Raw genomic sequence first — 18,729 nt, forward strand, 5'->3', positions numbered from 1 at the left:
GGAAGCCGCGGCGCCGCAGCTTAGGAAGGTTCAGCGATGAGCACCCAGCAAACCGAAGTCCAGAGCGAGGCCGCCCAGACCCGCCGGGCAGTGAGCAACATCCTCAAAGGCTCCGCGGGCAACCTGGTGGAGTGGTACGACCTCTACGTCTACACCGTCTTCGCCGCCTACTTCCAGTCCCACTTCTTCAACTCCAAGGACGACCTCCAGGCCGGCCTTGAAGCGATGGCCGTCTTCTCGACGTCGTTCCTGATGCGTCCCATCGGTGCCTGGTTCTTCGGCCGCTACGCCGACCGGAAGGGGCGCAAGGCCGCCCTGACCCTCAGCGTGACAATGATGTCCGCGGGCTCGTTCGCCATCGCGCTGCTGCCCACCACCCAACAGGTGGGCGTCTGGGCACTGGTGATGCTGATTTTCATCCGCCTGGTCCAGGGTTTCTCCGTGGGCGGCGAGTACGGCACCAGCGCCACCTACATGTCCGAGGCTGCCACGTCCAAGCGCCGCGGCTTCTTCTCCAGCTTCCAGTACGTGACCCTGATCGGCGGCCAGATGCTGGCCCTGCTGGTGCTCGTCATCCTGCAGAACGTGATGCCCAAGAGTGATCTCACCGAATGGGGCTGGCGTATCCCGTTCGCCATCGGCGGCGTGGCTGCCCTGGTAGTCCTGTGGCTGCGGCGTTCGATGGAGGAAACTGTTTCTGAAGAGCAGGTCCTCGCCGCCAGGGCGCCCGTTGCGGCTGGCGAGGCCCAGCCCGGCACCATGCGGCTGCTGTTCACGCAGTACTGGAAGCCGTTGCTCATCTGTATCGGTGTCACCCTCGGCGGCACCGTGGCGTTCTACACCTACACCAACTTCATCCTGAAGTTCATGAACGATACGTCCGGCATCGCCAAGACCGATACCTCCGTGATCAACTTCTGGGCGCTGTTCATCTTCATGCTGCTCCAGCCCGTTTACGGCATCATTTCGGACAAGGTGGGCCGTAAGCCGCTCCTGCTCTGGTTCGGCATCACCGGTGTCCTCTTCACCTGGCCGCTGCTCTCCACCCTCTCCAACACCAAGGACTCGTTCACCGCGTTCCTCCTGATGCTCGGCGGCCTCCTGGTTGTTGGCGGCTACACCTCCATCAACGCCCTGGTGAAGGCTGAGCTGTTCCCCGCCTCCATCCGCGCCCTCGGCGTCGGGCTGGGTTACGCGATCGCCAACTCGCTGTTCGGCGGCACGGTTCCGCTGATCGGTGCGGCGTTCCAGAAGGCCGAACGCGTGGACCTGTTCTTCACCTACGTCACCGTGGCCATTGCCATCTCCCTGGTGGTCTACATCTTCGCCCTGAAGAACAAGAAGACCACCCACCTTGACCGCGAGCAGGGCCATGCCTGGAACCGCCCGGCCAAAGATGAAGACAAGGACAAGGATTCCATCAGCGCCTAGCGCTTACTCCGGTGAGGGAGAGTTCCGGGTGACGTACGACGGCGGGTGGCCACCCGCCGTCGTACGTCCACCACGCGCCCTCACTAGCCACGGACGCTCTCTCACTTAATGCGTGTTTTGCCCGGACGCTCGCTCACTTTCTTAGGGAAAGTGAGCGAGCGTTCCGGGTTTTTCCACGCTAAGTGAGAGAGCGTCCGGGGGCCGGGTCCTGACGCGGGTTCAGGCGGCGGGACTATATTGGCTCTGTCGGCTCATCGACCAGTCAGCCATACCAGTCAGCCCATCAACCTGATCGCGGGAGTGTGCACCATGGCCAAGGAACTTGCCAGCCAGCTCATCGAACAACTCATGGCTGCCGGCGTGCAGAGAATCTACGGGATCGTGGGCGACAGCCTGAACCCGATCGTCGATGCGGTGAGGAAAACGGGAGGCTCCAAGGAGGGCGGGATCGACTGGGTCCATGTCCGCCATGAGGAAGCCGCCGCATTCGCTGCCGCGGCCGAAGCCCAGCTGACGGGGAAACTGGCAGTCTGCGCGGGGTCCTGCGGGCCGGGCAACCTGCACCTGATCAACGGCCTGTACGATGCGAACCGGTCCGGTGCTCCCGTGCTCGCCATCGCCTCGCACATCCCCAGCAAGCAGATCGGCAGCAGCTTCTTCCAGGAAACCCATCCGGACCGGCTCTTCAACGAATGCTCGGTCTATTCGGAAATGGTCAGCACTGCCGAGCAGGCACCGCGCGTCATGCACAGCGCCATCCAGCACGCCTTCGGCCTCGGGGGAGTCGCCGTCGTCACGCTCCCCGGTGATATCGCAGGGCTGGAAGCGACCGCCGAAACGCCGCTGCCGGCCACGTTCCGGCGCGCCACGCTGACGCCCGACCCCGCCAGCGTGCAGGAGCTGGCCGACGCGATCAACGAGGCCGGGAAGGTGGCGATCTTCGCCGGGGCCGGCGTCGAGGGCGCCCATGACGAACTGATCTCCCTCGCGGAACTCATTAACGCGCCCATCGGCCACTCGCTCCGAGGCAAGGACTTCGTCCAGTACAACAACCCCTTCGACGTCGGCATGACCGGCCTGTTGGGCTACGGTGCGGCGGCCGAAGGGATTGAGGACGCCGACCTGCTCATCCTGTTGGGGACGGACTTCCCCTACGACCAGTTCCTGCCGGAGACCCGCACCGCCCAGGTGGACCGTGCAGCCCACAGGCTGGGCCGGCGGACCGACGTCGACGTCGCTGTTCACGGCGACGTGTTGCCCACGCTCGCCGCGCTGATGCCCTTGCTGAAGCCGAAAAAGAGCCGCCGGTTCCTTGACCAGATGCTGAAGAAGCACGACAGGCTGATGAATAAATCGGTCCGTGCTTACACCCGCAAGGTGGAGAAGAAGCAGCCCATCCATCCTGAATACGCGGCGTCCCTGCTGGACCAGGTGGCGGCCGAGGATGCCATCTTCACCGCCGATACCGGCATGTGCAACGTCTGGACGGCCCGCTACATCAACCCGCTCGGCACCCGCCGGCTGATCGGCTCATACCTGCACGGTTCCATGGCTAACGCCCTGCCGCACGCGATCGGCGCCCAGTTGGCCTTCCCCGGCCGTCAGGTGGTCTCCGTGTCGGGCGACGGCGGCCTGTCGATGCTGCTGGGTGAGCTCATCACGGTGGCCGCCCACAAGCTGCCGGTCAACGTGGTGGTCTTCAACAATTCCACGCTGGGCATGGTCAAGCTCGAGATGCTGGTGGACGGGCTGCCTGATTTCGGGGTGGATGTCCCCGACGCCGATTACGCCGGCGTCGCGCGTGCGCTGGGGTTCCACGCCGTGCGGGTCGCCGATCCGGCGCAGATCGAGGGGGCCTACCGCGCAGCGTTCGCCCATCCGGGTCCGTCGCTGGTGGAACTGATCACGGATCCGCAGGCCCTCTCGCTTCCGCCGAAGGTCTCCGGCACCCAGATGCTGGGTTTCGCCACCGCCATGTCCAAGGTGGTCCTGAACCGTGGTGCCGGTGAAGCGGTCAGCATGGCCCGGAGCAATCTGCGGAACATCCCGCGGCGCTAAGCTCGGCGAGTCCCGGCGCCCGGTCCGCTCTGGCGCCGGGTCCGTCCCGGCCCGCCGCGCGGGAGCAAAACGCGAGACCAAATCGAGTGCAAAGCGTGACCCTGCCGGCATCGCCTCGCGCCGCCGTCGCTGTTTGACTGGGAGAAGGCGGATATTCGCCTTTGTGCGCCCCGGGAGGCAATTGAAGTGTTTCGTTTACAGCGGATGATGGCGCTCGGAGCGGTCCTGGCAGTGGCCGGGTGCGCGGCCCCTGCCCCGGTCCCGGTCCCGCCGGAACTGCTTACGGCCGACGGCGTCGAACGGGTTTCGGTGGACCGTGCGGCCTACGCCGCTGAAGTGCGCTCCTTCCGGGCTTCCTCCTTCGTCCTCGGCGAGGCGATGCTGACCGACGGCGGCGACGGCTCCAACGGGAACGTGGTGTCCTCGCCCGGGAGCCTGCTGATTGCCCTGGCCATGCTGCGGGCGGGAGCGTCCGGCGCGACGGCGGCTGAGCTGGACAGCGTCCTGCGATTCCCCGCGGAGAAGCGCGATGAGGCCATGAACGCGGTTCTCCGCTCGCTTGACATGTTCGACGGTGATCCCGGCGCCGTGGACGAGGACAACCCGCCGCGAAAGCCGGTCATGCACGCTGCCAACGGCCTGTTCGTGGACAAGGACGTGCCCACCGGGAAGCCCTTTCTGGATACCTTGGCCCGGCACCATGGCACCGGCGTGTATCCCGTGGATTTCAGCGATGAGGGCGTAACAAAGCCCGCCATTGATGCCTGGGTGAACCGGAACACCGGCGGCCGGATCAAGGAAGCCCCCGCACAGTACGATCCGGACAACACGTTCAGCCTGCTCAATTCCCTGTACTTTGCCGCCGCCTGGCGTGCACCGTTCGACCCGAACGACACCTCTGACCTGGCCTTCACAACAGCCGCCGGTGAGGAAATCGACGTGCCGGCCATGCATAACGAACTCCAGATGAAGTATGCGGAAGGTGCTGGCTGGCGGGGCGTGGACCTTCCCTATGCCGACGGTTTCGTGATGCGGCTGGTCCTGCCCGAAGACACTGCCGGTGCCGCGCCCCGCCCCGCCTCTGCGGCCTTCGGCGCGCACAAGCTCGCGGAAATCGCCGACACCTTTGATACCGCCCGGCCCGCATCAGTGCAGATCCAGCTGCCGCGGTGGGACCACAGGAGCAGTTTTGACCTGCGCAAGGTCTTCGAATCGCTGGGCCTGGAGAAGATGCTCGGCACCACGGAGGACTTCAACAACATCCAGCCGCAAATGATGATCACCCAGGCCGCCCAGGCAGCCAACATCACGGTGGCCGAAAAGGGCACCATCGCGGCCGCGGTAACCCAGATCAACGGCATGGCCACCAGCGCCCCGCCGCAGCCCGAGCGGACCATCGACTTCGACCGGCCGTTCCATTACCAGATCGTGCACGTGGAGACCGGCCTGCCCCTGTTTATGGGAACGGTCGCCGACCCGCGGTAGCGGCGCTGTGCGGCACGGTGCGGAACGGCCCGCCGTCGTCCGTTTGCTCCGGACGCTCTCTCACTTAATGCAGGAAAACCGACGACGCTCTCTCACTTTCCCTAAGAAAGTGAGAGAGCGTCATTGAAAACCCCGCATTAAGTGAGAGAGCGTCCGGGGGCAGGTCAGGCTGGGGTGAGGAGGGGGAGTTAGCGGGGGCCGCCCTGCCACAGGGCATCGAACGGGGCGCCGGAGGCGACCCTGTTGCGGATCCCGGCGGTGACGAAGTCCTTGGCGGTCCGGGCAGCCTCCAGCGGGGTGGCGCCCTTGGCCAGCTCGGCAGTCACTGCCGCGGCCAGCGAACAGCCGGCGCCCGAAACGGCCACGTCGCCCACCTTCGGTGCGCTGAGGACCTCGAGGGTCTCGCCGTCGTAGTAGACGTCGACGGCGTCCGGGCCAGCCAGCCGCACCCCGCCCTTGGCGAGCACCGCGGCGCCGCTGAGCTCATGGATGCGGATGGCCGCGGCTTTCAGGGATTCGACGTCGGTGATCACCAGGCCGGACAGAGATTCCGCTTCGAAGTGGTTGGGCGTGACGAACGTGGCAAGCGGCAGGATGTGCGCCTTCAAAGCCTGGTCAGTGTCCAGGGCATGGCCCGGCTCCTGGCCCTTGCAGATCAGCACCGGGTCCAGCACCACGTTGCGGAACGCGCCCGCCTGCAGGGCGGCTGCCACGGTGCCGATGGTGGCGGGGCTGCCCAGCATGCCGACCTTGACGGTGTCCAGAACGGGCCTGCCCGCCACTGAAGGTGCCACGGCGGCGGCACCGTATGCCGCCGTCGTGGCCTCCAGTTGGTCCGCGATCACCTGCTGGTCCACCGGCACAAACCGGTGGTTCCAGCTGTCCTTCGGGTCGAAGGAGACGATGCAGGTCAGGTTGGCGATGCCGAAAACTCCCAGTTCCTGGAACGTCTTCAGGTCGGCCTGGGCGCCGGCGCCGCCAGTGGCTTCGGATCCCGCGATCGTCAGGACGACGGCGGGAGCAGCGGCGGGGGACTGGGCGGCGGTTGAAGCAAGAGTCATGGTTCCATCCTGCCATCCGGCGCCGGGTCGCTCAGCGCCGCCGTCGCTTTGACCGCTGTTCCTCCTCCCGCTCTGATCTGGCACGCTCTGCAGAACGCTGGGATTTCCCTCCGCCGACCACCTTTTGGTGCCACTCACGCTGGTAGGCGTGGCTGGCCGCGGCATCCTTGCGGCGGGCCAGCGCGGCCAATTCGCGGTGGAGCTTCCGGTAGTTGTTCCAGCGGCGGTCCTCGAGTGTGCCGTCAGAGAGGGCGGCCTGCACGGCGCACCCGGGTTCCTGCTGATGGGCGCAATCGGAAAACCGGCAGAGGCCGGCGAGCTCCTCCACGTCCCCGAACATCTGCTCCATTCCGTCGTCGGCGTCGAAAAGCCCGAACCCGCGGACTCCGGGAGTGTCCATGAGGACGGTGCCGTCAGCCAGCGGGACAAGCTCCCGGGAGGTGGTGGTGTGTTTGCCCCTGAAGTCACCGGAGCGGACGTCGCCGGTGTGCTGTACGTTGTGGCCAACAATGGCGTTGATCAAGGTGGATTTACCTGCGCCGGAGGGCCCCAATAGGACAAGCGTGCTGCGCGGCGGCAGATGGGCCAACAGGTTATCGATCCCGTCCCCGTTCTCCGCGGAGGTGGTGACCACGTCGACTCCTGCTGCCTGCAGGATGACCTCCCCGACGACGTCGTCCGCCACGTTCGCCAGGTCGGCTTTCGTGATAATCAACAGGGGAACGGCGCCTGAATCCCAGGCGGCGACGAGTGTCCGTTCGAGACGGTTGTGCGTGAGCGGGCGGTCGACCGGAACCACCACGCCGATCACGTCCATGTTGGCCGCCAGGACCTGAGCGGCGGACGAGTCCTCGAAGGCGCGCTTCCGGCTGAGCTCCGAACGCCTGGGCAGTATGCCGAGAATCTGCCGGTCACCCGCGCGGTTCGGTCCTATCCAAACCCAGTCGCCCGTCACCGGCACGCCGGCATCCAGCGGGTAGGGAAGGTGCAGGAGTTCCGCGCCCACGGCAACCAGGACCAGGCTGCGGTCAACCCGCACCAAGCGGCCGGGCTCGCAGTGATTATCCGCGCCACAGACAGGTAAGGGGTTTTCGGTGAAGTGCCGTGCGACCACGGCGTTGTAGCCGTAAAGGGTTGGGCCGGCGCTGCCGGACGTGGACGTAACAGGACTGGCCAGGCCGGGGCCTGAAGAATTTTTCACTGTGATACCTCGGGAAGGAGTCTCCTGGCACCGGCCACTCCCGGGCAAGGCCCAAGGGTGCGGCATTCCGCGGGCAGTGCCCTATGCGGTACGGAAGCGGGAGACGGGGGTGGTTATTTTGATGGTTTCGAGGCGCCGAAGGCGCACGGCAATGGCAATCATCAAAAACACCTCCCTCCCGGCTCTGGTCCGTCTACGTGAAGACCGGACCGGCTCCCACTCTAGCTTCCGCCCGAGGCTTTCGCTATGGCTTTTTGCGGTGCGGTGCGTTACCGGCCGGCCGCGCCGCATCCGTTGAGCTAGCCCCGGCTGAGCCCGGCAGCTTCGCGTGCGAGCCTGGTGATCTGCGCCCAGTCGCTGCCTTCCAGGGCTGCGCGCGGGGTGAGCCAGCTGCCACCCACGCAGGAGACATTGGCCAGCTTCAGGTACCCGGGCGCGGAGTTCAAACTGACGCCGCCCGTGGGGCAGAACTGCACCTGCGGGATGGGTGCTCCGATGGCGGCGAGATAGTCCGGGCCGCCGGCAGGGCCTGCCGGGAAGAACTTCATGGCCGTGATGCCCCGTTCCAGGAGGGCCATCACCTCGCCCACGGTGGCCACGCCGGGCAGGATCGGGACGCCAAGGGCCAGCATGTGGTCGAGCAGGGCCGGCGTCACGCCGGGGCTCACCAGGAACTGCGCGCCGGCTCCCACCGCGGCGTGGGCCTGGGCGGGTGTGAGGATGGTGCCGGCGCCCACCAGGATGTCCGGGACCTCGTTGGCGATGCGCTTCAGCGATTCGAGTGCGCTATCGGTCCGCAGCGTGAGCTCGATGATCCGCACCCCGCCGTCGGCCAGCGACCTGGCCACGGGAACCGCATGCCGCGGGTCGGCGATGGTGACTACGGGAATAACGGGGGAAACGTGCAGGACGCTGGTTGCGTCAGCCATGGGTGATCTCTTTTCTCAGGCCGTCCAGCCGGTCGGTGTCGATGATGCGGTACCAGTTATTCCTGCGTGGGCGCGGGTCTGCTCCAGGGTGGGAATGAGGCCCGTGCCGCCCTTGCCTCCCACTACCAGCGACGCCGCCGCCGCACCATACCGGGCAGCCGCGGGAAGGGTGTCGCCCAGCACCATCCGGGCGGTCAGGGTGCCCACGAACGCGTCGCCGGCCCCGGTCCGGTCAACCACCGCGGGGGCAGGAATGGAGTCGATCCACATGCTGTCCTGGCCTTCGCCTTCGAGCTGGATCCCTTCTGCTCCGCATGTCACGGCCACGTTGACGGCGCCGAGGCCGCGAAGCTTCGCCGCGGCATCGGCCGCTGTGGTGCAGCCCAGGAGGGCGGAGGTTTCGCCGGGAAACGACGGCGTCACCAGGAAGGTGCGCGGTGCGAGCTCGAGGAGTGCCGCCGTCGCGTCCTCCTCGGAGGTGAGCCGGGGGCGGAAATTCGGATCGAACACAAAACGCTGGGCCAGCCCGGCGGCCTTCACCACCGCCGCCCGGGAGGATGGCGAAATGGCGCACGCGACGCCGCTAGCCACCACGGCCGCGGCAGCCGAAAACACTGCAGGGTCGACGTCGTCCGGGCCCAAACTGGATCCGACGCTGCCCGTGCGGGCGTAGGAGAACTCGCGCTGCCCGTTGGGGTCGCAGTGCACCAGGTAGACGCCTTGCTGGCCGGCCCGGAATCTCAGCAGGGCGGGGGAAATGCCGAGCTCAACAACCCGTGCGGCGATGGCCTTGCCGAGGTCGTCGTCGGTCAGGACTGACAGCAGGCCAACACGGGCGCCGGCCGCCGCCGCAGCGGCGGCAACGTTGAGGGCATCCCCGGAAATGCCAAGCTGCGCGGGCACGCCGTGCGCGAACGCGACGTCGGTGGCCACCTCAACGAGGATCTCGCCCATCACCACGACGTCAAACGCCGCAGCAGGTTTTAGGGTTGCGTTGTTCACCAGTCATGCACCGATCCGTCGAGCCGCCGGTTGATCGGCAGATATTTGAGGTCCAAGGGAAGCGGCGGCTTCCTCGTTGAACTCTACGCCGATGCCCGGTGCGTCACCCAGACGCATGTGGCCGTCGTTGAAGTGGGCAACTTGCACATCTCGTTGCCGGGCTCCGGCGGTTCAGTCCTCGCGGATGACTGCAGAACGGGGCGGGAGGCAGCGACGCTCAGCGCTGCCTCCCGTCCGCAGGTCAGCGCTTGACGGCGTCCAGCTTGAGCATCTTGGCGATGACACCGTCCAGCTCGGAGTCGTCGAAGATCTTCTTCCAGTCGTCCTTGATGATGGTGTCCTTGCCGTACTGGATGGCGATTTCGCACGCCTCGGAGAACGGGTTGGAGCCGCGCAGGGCGTTGGTGAGGGCGATCTGGACGTGGCCGAACAGCATGGCCTTCGCGGCTTCTTCCGGAACGCCGGCGGTGTGCACGGTCTCATGCAGGGCCTCGCTCAGGAGGGTGCCGATCATGCAGGCCACGGTTTCCACCAGCGTGGGCTCGAGGATGGCGAGCTGCTTGACGGTGACCCAGTGGACGTCGATGACGGGGGCATAGATGACCCGGATAACGGCCTCGGCGGCTGCCTTGGTCTCCTCGGAAGCGTCGTCGTCGATGGCCGCTACCACGTTCTGGGGAGCGCCTTCGCCGCCGAAGGTGTCGGCCCATTCCTCCTTGGTGGTGCGTTCCAGGAATACGGACGGGTGGCAGGGGTGGGCAACTGCCTGGACGACGTCGTCGCGCTTTGCCAGCAGGCCGGCGTACGCAGCGGCGGGGTCCAGGGTCAGCAGGATGGCCCCGGCCTTCATCTGGGGGACGACGCCCTCGGACACGACGCCCAGGACAGTGTCCGGAACGGCGAGGATGACCACGTCCGCGCCCTTGACTGCATCGTCAGTGGCGGTGATATCGCGGCCTTCAGCCTGGATGCGTTCCTGGCCGGCGGGGGAGTTTTCGCTGTAGAAGACGGTGTGGGCGCTCTTCTGGAGGTTCCGGGAAACGCGCATTCCCATCTTGCCACCGGCTCCGATAACGGCGACGGTCAAATTTTCTGCTGACATTTCACTTGCTCCTTAGGAATTCGATGCTGTGCTGGGTCCACTGGTTTTCGAGCCGGATGGTTTCCGCCTCGGTGTCCTGCCAAGGCAGCCAGTGTTCGACGATCTGGTTGATATTTTTTTGGTGGGGCTGGAATTTGCTGACCATGTACTCGTAGTCGAGCAGGCCTTCGCCTAGGGGTGCACCGGCGTACGTGAAGCCGACCCACCCGTCCTTTCGGGTGAAGGCGAAGTCCTTGATGTGCATGTTCAGGACGTAGGGTGCGACGGCGTCAATCACCTCACGCGGCATCTCCAGCGCGGCGACCGTGTTGGCCGGGTCGCTGCAGATGCCGAGGTACGGGCTGTCCACCCCGCGGATCACGTCCAGGATCCGGGCGGTGGGCACCTGTTCATAGGTTTCCACCGCGATCTTCACGCCGGCGGCTTCGAACTCCGGCAGGATTTCCTTGAAGATCCCCACCGCTTCCTCCGCTGTCGGGGTGTGGCCCGGGACGTTGAACATGGTCCGCAGCAGGGGTGAGCCCAGGATGCCGGCGATGTGCAGGAACTTGCGCAGGTGCTCCGGACGGATGCCCTTGGTGCCGAGCTCAAGGAAGATCCCCAGCCGGTCCGCGGTGGCCCGGACGGCTTCCAGCTCGGAGTCCGTCATGGTTTCGAGCGGCGCGTAGTCGCAGACCTGGAAGAGGTCCACGCCGAGTTCCGCGGTCCGCTCGAGCGCATGGTGGATGCTCAGCGGTTCCGAGACTTTGTCCGATAGCTGCCAGAAGAAGGCGTAGCTGCTCAATCCAATTCTTGAACCCGCTCCGATCCTGCCCTGCCCGGGGGTGCTCATACCGTCACCCGCTTCCCGGCAAGCCGTGCCGCGGTCTCGTCCAGGATGGTCTTCAGGGCCTGGGGATCGTGCGCGAAACGGCCCAGGAAGAGGCCGGCGACGGCGGAGTCCAACGCGGTGATCAGCCCGGGCCCGGCGCTGCCGCCGTAGATGACCCGGCTGTCCGCCTGGCCGGGGAGGGCGCGCAGGTGCGCGTCCAGCCCGGTGATGACGGCGCTGATGTACTCGGGTGTGGCGGGTTCCGGGGCGCCGATGGCCCACTGCGGCTCGTAGGCCACGATGGTCCTGCCGGCGGGTCCCAGCGACTGGGCCCGGTTGAGGGCGGCGTCGATTTCCGCGGAGCAACGGGCGATGGCCTCCTCCACCGAGCCCTGCTGCAGTTCCCCGACGCACAGGACGGGGGTGAGGCCGTTGCGGTAGGCGGCGGCCGTCTTCAGTCCGATGACCCTGTCATCCTCGCCGAAGATCCGGCGGCGTTCTGCGTGGCCCACCTCGACGTACCGTCCGCCAAGCTCGGCCACGGTCCTGCCGCCGACCTCACCGGTGAAAGGGCCTTCGTCTTCCCAGAAGATATCCTGGGCGCCGGATGCTGCTCCCGCCGTTCCCAGGATGCGGGCGGCTTCGGGCAGCACCGGGAGGGTGGGCAGGACGAAGAGTTCGATGTCGCCGGACTGGACCGCCGGGTGCGCGAACGCGATGGCTGCCACGTCGCGGCAGTAATCCACCGAGCGCTGGTAGCCGAAGTACATCTTCAGGCTCACGCCGATCACCGCACGGGGGCGCTGAGGGTCGGAGCTTTTAGCAGGAAGTGACACCTTCATAGTCCTTAATCAGGGTGACTTTTTCGGCGGAGGCGGAGGTTTCGTCGAACGTGTAGGTGAGCCACTCTTTGGCGAGCCGGCGGGCGAGCTCCAGGCCAACGACGCGTTGGCCGAACGTGAGAATCTGGACGTTGTTGCTCAGGATGGAGCGTTCAACCGAGTAGCTGTCATGCGCGGTAACGGCCCGGATGCCGGGAACCTTGTTGGCTGCGATGGCCACGCCGAGGCCGGTCCCGCAGACCAGCAGGGCGCGGTCGGCCTTGCCGGCGGCGATCAGTTCGGCAGCGGCGATGGCAATGGACGGGTACGGTGTGTGGCTGGCCGCATCCACCCCGACGTCCTGGACGGACTCGACCAGGTCGGAGGCCTCCAAATCCGACTTCAGGGCTTCCTTGTACTCGAAGCCGGCGTCGTCGGAACCGACGATCAGGCGCAGTTTGGCGCTCATGCTTTCTCCTTCAGGGTGGTGTTCTCGACGAGGGTGTTGTGGATTGCCTGGATGATCAGCGCCATGGAAACGGCTCCGGCGTCGGGGGTGCCGAGGCTCTTTTCGGCGTGCGGGCGTGCCCGGCCCATCAGCGGGAGCAGCTGGGCCGTGGCGTCGGCGGACTGCTGGGCCTTTACGGCTGCTGTTCCCCAGGCTTCGGTGAGGGGTTTCCCGGCGACCACTTCGGAGGTCAGGGCGTCCCGGAACGGAACCAGGACGTCCACCAGGGTCTTGTCGCCTGGTTTGGCCTTGCCGAAATCCATGATCGCGGCGGCCGCCTGGGCTACACCGGTGGCAACGGCGTTGGCGTCGGGCCGGTAGGTGTTGCCGAGTGCATCACCGATGGCACGCAGGGCCATTCCCCAGAGTGCTCCGGAGGTGCCGCCTGCTTTGTCCGCCCAGGCATCCCCGGCGATGTACAGGGTGGTTGCGGCACCGGCGCCACGTCCGACGGCGTCTGTTGCCGCGTCGACGGCGGCGCCGACTCCGCGCTCCATGCCAATGCCGTGGTCGCCGTCGCCGGCGATCGCGTCGATGCGGCCCAGCTCGTCGGCGTTGGCATCCACTACTGCCTTCGCCGCGCGCAGCGCGGTCAGGATTTGTGCGGCGCCGGCGCGGGATTCGGTGGTGGCGTCCGGGATGAAAAGTTCGACGTCGGCCTCTTCAGGGGCATCGCCTGCCTCCAGTGCGGTGGCGGTCACCGCGCCGCGGCGGAATGCCGGGGCGTCGGCGGGGGCGTGCCAGAGGGTCTCGAGCTCGTCGTCCAGCCAGAACAGGGTGAGGGACGTACCGGCCATGTCAAAGCTTGTGACCAGTTCTCCCACCTGCGGGTCTACTGCTTCCAAGCCCGCTTCGTCGAGGAGCTGGGCGACCCGGCGGTAAACGACGAAGAGCTCTTCGTATTTCACACTGCCGAGGCCGTTGAGGATCGGGACCACGCGGGCGCGTTTGTTGGTGTCGCCCGGCGACTCAAGGCCCTCCGGGACTTCGGTGAGGAGCTTGGCCACGAGCAGTTCGGCGAGCTCATCCGCCGTCGGGATGTCCGTTTCGTTGATGCCGGGTTCGCCATGGATGCCCATGCCCACGGCCATCCGGCCCTCGGGGACGGTGAACAGTGGGTGGTCGGCACCCGGCAGGGTGCAGCCAGTGAAAGCGACGCCGAACGAGCGGGTGCGGTCATTGGCCCGTTCTGCGATCTCGACTACCGCGTCCATGGAGTAGCCTGCTTCGGCTGCAGCGGCGGCGACTTTGAAGACGGTCAGGTCCCCGGCAATGCCGCGGCGCTTGACGCGTTCGGCCGGCGGTGCGGAGGAGACGTCGTCAGTGACGGCGATGCTGCGACAGTCAATGCCTTCCCTGCGGAGACGGTCCTGGGCCTGGTTGAAGTGCAGGACGTCGCCGGCGTAATTGCCATAGCCCAGCAGCACCCCTGCCCCGTTGTTGGACGCCTTGGCCACGTTGTAGACCTGCTGGGCTGAGGGGGAAGCGAACAGGTTGCCCATTGCTGCACCGTGGGCCAGGCCCTGGCCCACCAACCCGGCGAACGCAGGGTAGTGGCCGGAGCCGCCGCCGATCACCAGTGCCACCGTCTCTGGCGTGCTCTTGGTGTTGCGGACAACGCCGCCGGAAACGCGCCTGACCCAGCGTCCGTGGGAGGCGACAAAGCCTTCAATCATTTCGTCAGCGAAGGCTGCGGGTTCGTTGAACAGGCGGGTCATGGGGAAGCTCCTGGGCCTAAATGGGGGAAGTCGTGAGTCGGCGTGCGGGTTGGGGCGGTGGCGTCCCCGGGTGAGGGAGACGCCACCGGGTCTGTTGCGGTGTGTTGCCTACGGTTCGGCGTGGTGTCCGGCTCCGGAGGGGTCTAGCGCCTCGGCCGGTACACCTTCGCTCACCTTGCCGGAACGGCTCAGCACCACCATGAGGAGGCAGGACAGGAGCATGAACCCTCCGACGACGAACATGGGGACGGTGTAGCTGCCGGTCCAGTCCTTGAGCCAGCCAGTGACGTAGCCGGCGCTGAAGCCTGCGAGGTTGCCCACCGTGTTGATCAGGGCGATGCCTGCGGCTGCTGCGGCGCCGGTGAGGAACTGTGTGGGTACCGTCCAGAAGTTGGGCAGAGCCGCGAAGATCGACATTGCAGTGATGGTGATGACGGCAATGGTGGCCGCCGGGGAGCCTGCGAACAGGGCCAGCGGGATGCTCAGGCCGCCGATGAGGGCTGGGAGGGCAATGTGCCAGGTCTTGACGCCACGCTTGGTGGCATCCTTGGACCAGAAGTAGAGGGCGAAGGCGGCCGGCAGGTACGGGATAGCGGTGATCAGGCCCTTCTGGAAGACATCGAACTTGGCTCCGTAGATGCCTTCGAAGCCCGCGATGATGGTGGGCAGGAAGAAGCCAAGCGCGTACAGGCCATAGATGAAGCCGAAGTAAATTGCGGAGAGCATCCACACGCGGCCGTTGCCGAACACGGTGCGGACACTGACGTGCTTGTTGCTGGCAGCGGTTTCCTTCTTTTCCTTTTCAAGGGCACCGGTCAGCCAGGTCTTCTCGTCCTGGGTCAGCCACTTGGCCTTGGCGGGGGAGTCTGCCAGGTAGAACCAGGCGATGACACCGATGAGGATGGCAGGGATGGCGACGCCGAAGAACATCACACGCCAGCCTTCCAGGCCGAAGAGGCCATGCTGCTGGATGAGGAGGCCAGCCAGCGGGGCGCCGATCACGGTGGTCAGCGGCTGGGCCAGGTAGAACAGGGCAAGGATCTTGCTGCGGTGGCGGGAGGGCACCCAGAGGCTAAGGAACAGGATGGCGCCGGGGAAGAAGCCGGCCTCAGCCACACCCAGGATGAACCGGAGGATGTAGAGCTGCTCCACGTTGCCAACCCACGTGAACAGCAGGGAGACGATGCCCCAGCTGACCATGATGCGGGCGAGCCAGCGGCGGGCACCGAACTTGTGCAGGGCCAGGTTGCTGGGAATCTCAAGCAGGATGTAGCCGATGAAGAAGACGCCGGACGCGAAGCCGAACTGGGCTGCCGAGAGGGCCAGGTCGTTGTTCATGCCGTTGGGGCCCGCAAATGAGATGGCGGTCCGGTCCAGATAGTTGATGAAGAACATCAGGGCGACGAACGGGACAAGCCGGATCGCCACTTTCCTGATTGCAGATTTTTCGACCACCGATTGTGTGGTGTCCACGTTGACTCCTAGATGTTGAATCCCCGGTATCCGGCTCTGGAAGTCGGGGGCATTTCTCAGGCCGGGAAGGATCCGTGCACCAACCGGCGGCTAAAGCGTGTGAGTTCCACCATAAGACCGAAACCTAAATTGGTCAACCGGTTGACATCTTCTGGTTTTCGCGGAGGACAGGCCGGCATCCGTTGTTACGCTTGGGGTGTGTCCATGAACCCCTCCGCCCTGTCTGCGGCCAAGATCAGCGAAGCGCTCGGCTCTGTGGGCCAAGGCTCCGTCGTGACGGAAGTGGCTGAGCGCCTGCTTGCGTACTTCACCAGCGGAGACATCGCGCCCGGAACGAGGCTTCCGGCGGAACGCCAGCTGGCCGCGTCCCTGGGAGTGGGCCGGTCGGCGGTGCGGGAGGCCCTCGCCGCCCTTGAGATCCTCGGCATTGTCGTGGTCCGGCCGGGCTCCGGAACCTACTTGCGCGACGGAATCTCGGAACTGTTGCCCCGCACGTTGAGCTGGGGGATGATGCTCGGCGCCCCCAGGACCCGCGAACTGGTGGAACTGCGCAGCGGGCTGGAGGTTCAGGCCGCGCAGCTCGCCGCGGAGCGGATAACGGACGAGGCGCTGGATAGGATGAAGGGCAACCTGGCCACGATGGCCGACAACCTTGACGACTTGGCCCTCTTTGTGGAGGCCGACGCAGCCTTCCACCGTGAAATAGCCGAGGCCTCCGGAAACCAGGTGCTGCAGGAACTGTTGCAGAGCATCCGCTCGCTGCTGCGAATCTGGGTGGACCGGGCGCTGACTGACGAGGGGCATGCGGCCGCCGCCCTGAAGGAGCACGCAGAAATTCACGCCGCCTTGGAGGCTCGGGATTCTTCGGCGGTCACAGCATCCATGCGGTCCCACATGGAGACTGCCTCGCGCCGGCTGCTCATAGGCTTTGACGCCTCGCAGTAGCTTCCGCCGAGGTTGCCTCATGCCGCCGGCTTACGGCCGGGTGTTGGCCGCCGTTGAATCGCGAATCACGAGCTCGGGCTCCACGCCGTCATGCGTGGTCACGAGGCGGAACACCGCCAGGCGTCCGACGGCGGCGCAGGCGCCGGTCCAGGGGATCAAACCCCACATGCTGGACCAGCTGCCACCTGTCAGGAACAGAAGTGTGCAGAAACCGGTGACCAGCCCTGCCCCGGCGATGGCCACAACATGCTGCAACTGGTCACGGACTGGCCGCATCAGGATTCCGGTGGCGAGGGCGAGTGGCATACCGAGAAGGAGCGCCGCGGCGGTTCCGAAAACGTAGCCTGTCGCCCCGAGCGGAACACCAAAGAGCGCCACGGTGATCCCGGCGCCCAGAAGGAACGCTCCGGGTCCGAACGTCACGCGGTGCACACGTTTCACGGTCTTCCCTTGGCAATCGTGAGCAGCGCGCGCCCCAACTCGGGCTGCCGGAAGATGAACCCGGCGTCGATCAGCTTCTGCGGCTGCACCCACCGGCTCTTCAATACCAGTTCGGTTTCGGTACGGATCAGGACCGCACCCAGACGAAGTAGCCAAGCTGGTGTGGGAATGCCCAGCCTGGCACCATAGGCCCGCCGGACCATGTGCATCAGTTCACGGTTGTCCACCACATCAGGGGACGCAACATTCACCGGGCCGGAAATGTCAGTCCGTGCGTGCAGGAAGCGGACGGCACGGTATAGGTCTTCCACATGGATCCAGCTGAACTTCTGGTTGCCGCGACCCATGTGCCCGCCCAGGCCAAACCGCGCCAGCGTGGCAATTGGCCGCAATGCGCCGCCGCCCGGGCCCAGGACAATGGCGATCCGCAGCGGAATTTTTCGTGTGCGTGGTGTGTCCGCCGCGGCCAGTGCGGCTTCCCAGGCGCGCGCCACGTCCACGGAAAACCCGCTGCCGAGTTCGCCGTCGGACTCTGTTTGGGGCCGGTCGTCCGCATGCCTGTAGATGGTGCCGGTGCTGGCGTTGAGCCAGGACGACGGCGGCGCCTCGCAGTGTGCCAGGGCGCGGCCAAGCGCCGAGGTGGTGGCAACGCGGGAATCGAGGATGGCCGCTTTGTTCCGCGCGTTGTAGCTGCAGTGGACCGACCGTCCGGCGAGGTTCACCAGGAGATCGGTGCCGTCAAGCACCCGGGTAAGGGCGCCGTCGTCGTTCCAGCCTGCCGCCGTCGCCGTGCCTGTCGTAACTCGGCGGCCGATGGTGCGCACCGCCCAGCCGTCCCGCTCGAAGCGCGCACGGAGGTACCTGCCGATAAAGCCCGAAGCCCCGGCGAGGACCACGGTGTGTGTTTTGGTCATTTGTTCCCCCATGATGTTCAGTTGCGGATACTGCGGCTCAGGCTGAGGACATCGTCCAGCACCTTATTGACGCCGGGAATCTTTGCGAGCGAGAGTCCCCGGGCGATCAGCGGGACGGCTCCGTCCACGAGTTTCCGGGTGCGGAGCTGGCCTTCCGAGGTGTCGTACACCCAGAACAACGCGATCCCCATGTAGCCCAGCCACAGCAGTTCCGGCAGATCTGCGCGCAGCTTCTTCGGCGCAGGCGGACTGGCGCCTTCCACCGCCGCCCGGAAGATGCTCAGCGAGGCTTCACGGGCCGCCGTCGATTCGCCCGCGAAAGGGTTCACGGGCGATGTCGGCCGGATGGCTGTGGCCACGAAGTCGGCGCCGAAACGATGGTAGGGCGCCATGACGTCCAGGCCGGCGTGCAGTGTGGCCTTCAGCCTGCTGCCCAGGTCCTTCAGGCCTTCGAGGGCCTCGTCCGCCTTGGCCGCATGCTCGGCCTGCACCTGGACGTAGAGCTCCTGGACCAGGTCGTCCTTGGAGGCGAAGTAGTAGTACGCGTTGCCCACCGAGACACCGGCCTCGGCCGCGATGGCCCGCATGGTGGTTTTCTCGAAACCAATCTCACGGAACATGCGCAATGCCACATCCGCCAGATGCTGCCGGGTCTGCTCGCTCTTGACTGCCACTTAATTCCTCGTTTTGAACGCGTTCAGAAATAAGTGTACCGGGAACTGAACGTGTTCAAAACCCCCGGGGTCTGTTCCGGATGGGAGAATGGCGTGACAGTGCTAATACAGCCGGTTCCGCACAATCTTCAGGTGCCGCGGAAACCCGAGCGAAC

17 protein-coding genes are annotated in these 18,729 nt (G+C 65.9%); 4 read left to right on the forward strand and 13 right to left on the reverse strand.

From position 1 onward, the window contains the following. Nucleotides 1–36: 36 nt before the first annotated feature. From AC1MCD_RS02680 to AC1MCD_RS02690, 3 genes are all read left to right on the forward strand, one after another. Nucleotides 37–1,431: an MFS transporter gene (locus AC1MCD_RS02680; protein WP_498675631.1), complete on the forward strand. Its 1,395-nt coding sequence runs from the start codon at nucleotides 37–39 to the stop codon at nucleotides 1,429–1,431. Between the two features lie 309 nt (nucleotides 1,432–1,740). Beyond that, nucleotides 1,741–3,489 (forward strand): pyruvate dehydrogenase, encoded by a 1,749-nt coding sequence (locus AC1MCD_RS02685; protein ID WP_498675633.1) that lies wholly within the window; start codon nucleotides 1,741–1,743, stop codon nucleotides 3,487–3,489. Nucleotides 3,490–3,693: 204 nt separating this feature from the next. Then, nucleotides 3,694–4,974, forward strand: coding sequence for a serpin family protein (locus AC1MCD_RS02690; protein WP_498678126.1), 1,281 nt, complete (start codon nucleotides 3,694–3,696; stop codon nucleotides 4,972–4,974). A 188-nt stretch (nucleotides 4,975–5,162) separates the two neighbouring features. Here AC1MCD_RS02690 and AC1MCD_RS02695 read toward each other — a convergent pair whose 3' ends face one another. From AC1MCD_RS02695 to AC1MCD_RS02740, 10 genes are all read right to left on the reverse strand, one after another. Next, the gene (locus tag AC1MCD_RS02695) at nucleotides 5,163–6,035 is read right to left on the reverse strand and encodes a hydroxymethylpyrimidine/phosphomethylpyrimidine kinase (RefSeq protein ID WP_498675634.1); all 873 of its coding nucleotides are present in this window, start codon (nucleotides 6,033–6,035) and stop codon (nucleotides 5,163–5,165) included. 31 nt (nucleotides 6,036–6,066) lie between these two features. Next, on the reverse strand, nucleotides 6,067–7,236 hold the full coding sequence (rsgA, locus tag AC1MCD_RS02700; RefSeq protein WP_498675636.1) for a ribosome small subunit-dependent GTPase A: 1,170 nt from the start codon (nucleotides 7,234–7,236) through the stop codon (nucleotides 6,067–6,069). Between the two features lie 299 nt (nucleotides 7,237–7,535). Further along, nucleotides 7,536–8,165 (reverse strand): bifunctional 4-hydroxy-2-oxoglutarate aldolase/2-dehydro-3-deoxy-phosphogluconate aldolase, encoded by a 630-nt coding sequence (gene eda, locus AC1MCD_RS02705; RefSeq protein ID WP_498675639.1) that lies wholly within the window; start codon nucleotides 8,163–8,165, stop codon nucleotides 7,536–7,538. Nucleotides 8,166–8,180: 15 nt separating this feature from the next. Beyond that, entirely contained in the window at nucleotides 8,181–9,167 is a 987-nt protein-coding gene (locus tag AC1MCD_RS02710) for a PfkB family carbohydrate kinase (protein ID WP_498675641.1), read from the reverse strand. Between the two features lie 241 nt (nucleotides 9,168–9,408). Beyond that, nucleotides 9,409–10,269: a phosphogluconate dehydrogenase C-terminal domain-containing protein gene (locus AC1MCD_RS02715; RefSeq protein WP_498675643.1), complete on the reverse strand. Its 861-nt coding sequence runs from the start codon at nucleotides 10,267–10,269 to the stop codon at nucleotides 9,409–9,411. A 1-nt stretch (nucleotide 10,270) separates the two neighbouring features. Then, entirely contained in the window at nucleotides 10,271–11,101 is an 831-nt protein-coding gene (locus AC1MCD_RS02720; RefSeq protein ID WP_498675644.1) for a sugar phosphate isomerase/epimerase family protein, read from the reverse strand. Further along, entirely contained in the window at nucleotides 11,098–11,916 is an 819-nt protein-coding gene (locus AC1MCD_RS02725) for a triose-phosphate isomerase family protein (RefSeq protein WP_498675646.1), read from the reverse strand. The genes AC1MCD_RS02720 and AC1MCD_RS02725 overlap by 4 nt, the downstream gene beginning before the upstream one ends. Further along, nucleotides 11,900–12,370: a ribose-5-phosphate isomerase gene (locus AC1MCD_RS02730; RefSeq protein ID WP_498675647.1), complete on the reverse strand. Its 471-nt coding sequence runs from the start codon at nucleotides 12,368–12,370 to the stop codon at nucleotides 11,900–11,902. Before AC1MCD_RS02730 ends, AC1MCD_RS02725 begins: the two co-directional genes overlap by 17 nt. Continuing rightward, the gene (locus AC1MCD_RS02735) at nucleotides 12,367–14,127 is read right to left on the reverse strand and encodes a dihydroxyacetone kinase family protein (RefSeq protein WP_498675649.1); all 1,761 of its coding nucleotides are present in this window, start codon (nucleotides 14,125–14,127) and stop codon (nucleotides 12,367–12,369) included. Before AC1MCD_RS02735 ends, AC1MCD_RS02730 begins: the two co-directional genes overlap by 4 nt. A 108-nt stretch (nucleotides 14,128–14,235) precedes the next feature. Further along, nucleotides 14,236–15,600 carry an MFS transporter gene (locus AC1MCD_RS02740; RefSeq protein WP_498675651.1) on the reverse strand — a complete coding sequence of 455 codons (1,365 nt, stop codon included), beginning with the start codon at nucleotides 15,598–15,600 and terminating at the stop codon, nucleotides 14,236–14,238. Nucleotides 15,601–15,804: 204 nt separating this feature from the next. On the opposite strand from AC1MCD_RS02740, the gene AC1MCD_RS02745 reads away from it, so the two are divergent. Beyond that, nucleotides 15,805–16,545 carry a FadR/GntR family transcriptional regulator gene (locus tag AC1MCD_RS02745; protein WP_498678128.1) on the forward strand — a complete coding sequence of 247 codons (741 nt, stop codon included), beginning with the start codon at nucleotides 15,805–15,807 and terminating at the stop codon, nucleotides 16,543–16,545. 30 nt (nucleotides 16,546–16,575) lie between these two features. On the opposite strand, the gene AC1MCD_RS02750 is transcribed toward AC1MCD_RS02745, so the two are convergent. Genes AC1MCD_RS02750 through AC1MCD_RS02760 form a run of 3 tightly spaced genes read right to left on the reverse strand, consistent with a single transcriptional unit; the run spans nucleotide 16,576 to nucleotide 18,574 of the window. Continuing rightward, the gene (locus AC1MCD_RS02750) at nucleotides 16,576–16,986 is read right to left on the reverse strand and encodes a hypothetical protein (RefSeq protein WP_498675653.1); all 411 of its coding nucleotides are present in this window, start codon (nucleotides 16,984–16,986) and stop codon (nucleotides 16,576–16,578) included. Beyond that, nucleotides 16,983–17,900: a TIGR01777 family oxidoreductase gene (locus tag AC1MCD_RS02755; RefSeq protein WP_498675655.1), complete on the reverse strand. Its 918-nt coding sequence runs from the start codon at nucleotides 17,898–17,900 to the stop codon at nucleotides 16,983–16,985. The genes AC1MCD_RS02750 and AC1MCD_RS02755 overlap by 4 nt, the downstream gene beginning before the upstream one ends. 17 nt (nucleotides 17,901–17,917) lie before the next feature. Further along, on the reverse strand, nucleotides 17,918–18,574 hold the full coding sequence (locus AC1MCD_RS02760; protein ID WP_498675658.1) for a TetR/AcrR family transcriptional regulator: 657 nt from the start codon (nucleotides 18,572–18,574) through the stop codon (nucleotides 17,918–17,920). Nucleotides 18,575–18,729 lie beyond the last annotated feature (155 nt).

The organism is Arthrobacter sp. BF1 (genome assembly GCF_056680215.1).

Bases quoted from the DNA above. Each gene is read 5' to 3' on its own strand.
- AC1MCD_RS02680 (WP_498675631.1), top strand. From the start codon at position 37: ATGAGCACCCAGCAAACCGAAGTCCAGAGCGAGGCCGCCCAGACCCGC.
- AC1MCD_RS02685 (WP_498675633.1), top strand. From the start codon at position 1,741: ATGGCCAAGGAACTTGCCAGCCAGCTCATCGAACAACTCATGGCTGCC.
- AC1MCD_RS02690 (WP_498678126.1), top strand. From the start codon at position 3,694: ATGATGGCGCTCGGAGCGGTCCTGGCAGTGGCCGGGTGCGCGGCCCCT.
- AC1MCD_RS02695 (WP_498675634.1), bottom strand. From the start codon at position 6,035: ATGACTCTTGCTTCAACCGCCGCCCAGTCCCCCGCCGCTGCTCCCGCC.
- eda (WP_498675639.1), bottom strand. From the start codon at position 8,165: ATGGCTGACGCAACCAGCGTCCTGCACGTTTCCCCCGTTATTCCCGTA.
- AC1MCD_RS02715 (WP_498675643.1), bottom strand. From the start codon at position 10,269: ATGTCAGCAGAAAATTTGACCGTCGCCGTTATCGGAGCCGGTGGCAAG.
- AC1MCD_RS02720 (WP_498675644.1), bottom strand. From the start codon at position 11,101: ATGAGCACCCCCGGGCAGGGCAGGATCGGAGCGGGTTCAAGAATTGGA.
- AC1MCD_RS02730 (WP_498675647.1), bottom strand. From the start codon at position 12,370: ATGAGCGCCAAACTGCGCCTGATCGTCGGTTCCGACGACGCCGGCTTC.
- AC1MCD_RS02735 (WP_498675649.1), bottom strand. From the start codon at position 14,127: ATGACCCGCCTGTTCAACGAACCCGCAGCCTTCGCTGACGAAATGATT.
- AC1MCD_RS02745 (WP_498678128.1), top strand. From the start codon at position 15,805: ATGAACCCCTCCGCCCTGTCTGCGGCCAAGATCAGCGAAGCGCTCGGC.
- AC1MCD_RS02755 (WP_498675655.1), bottom strand. From the start codon at position 17,900: ATGACCAAAACACACACCGTGGTCCTCGCCGGGGCTTCGGGCTTTATC.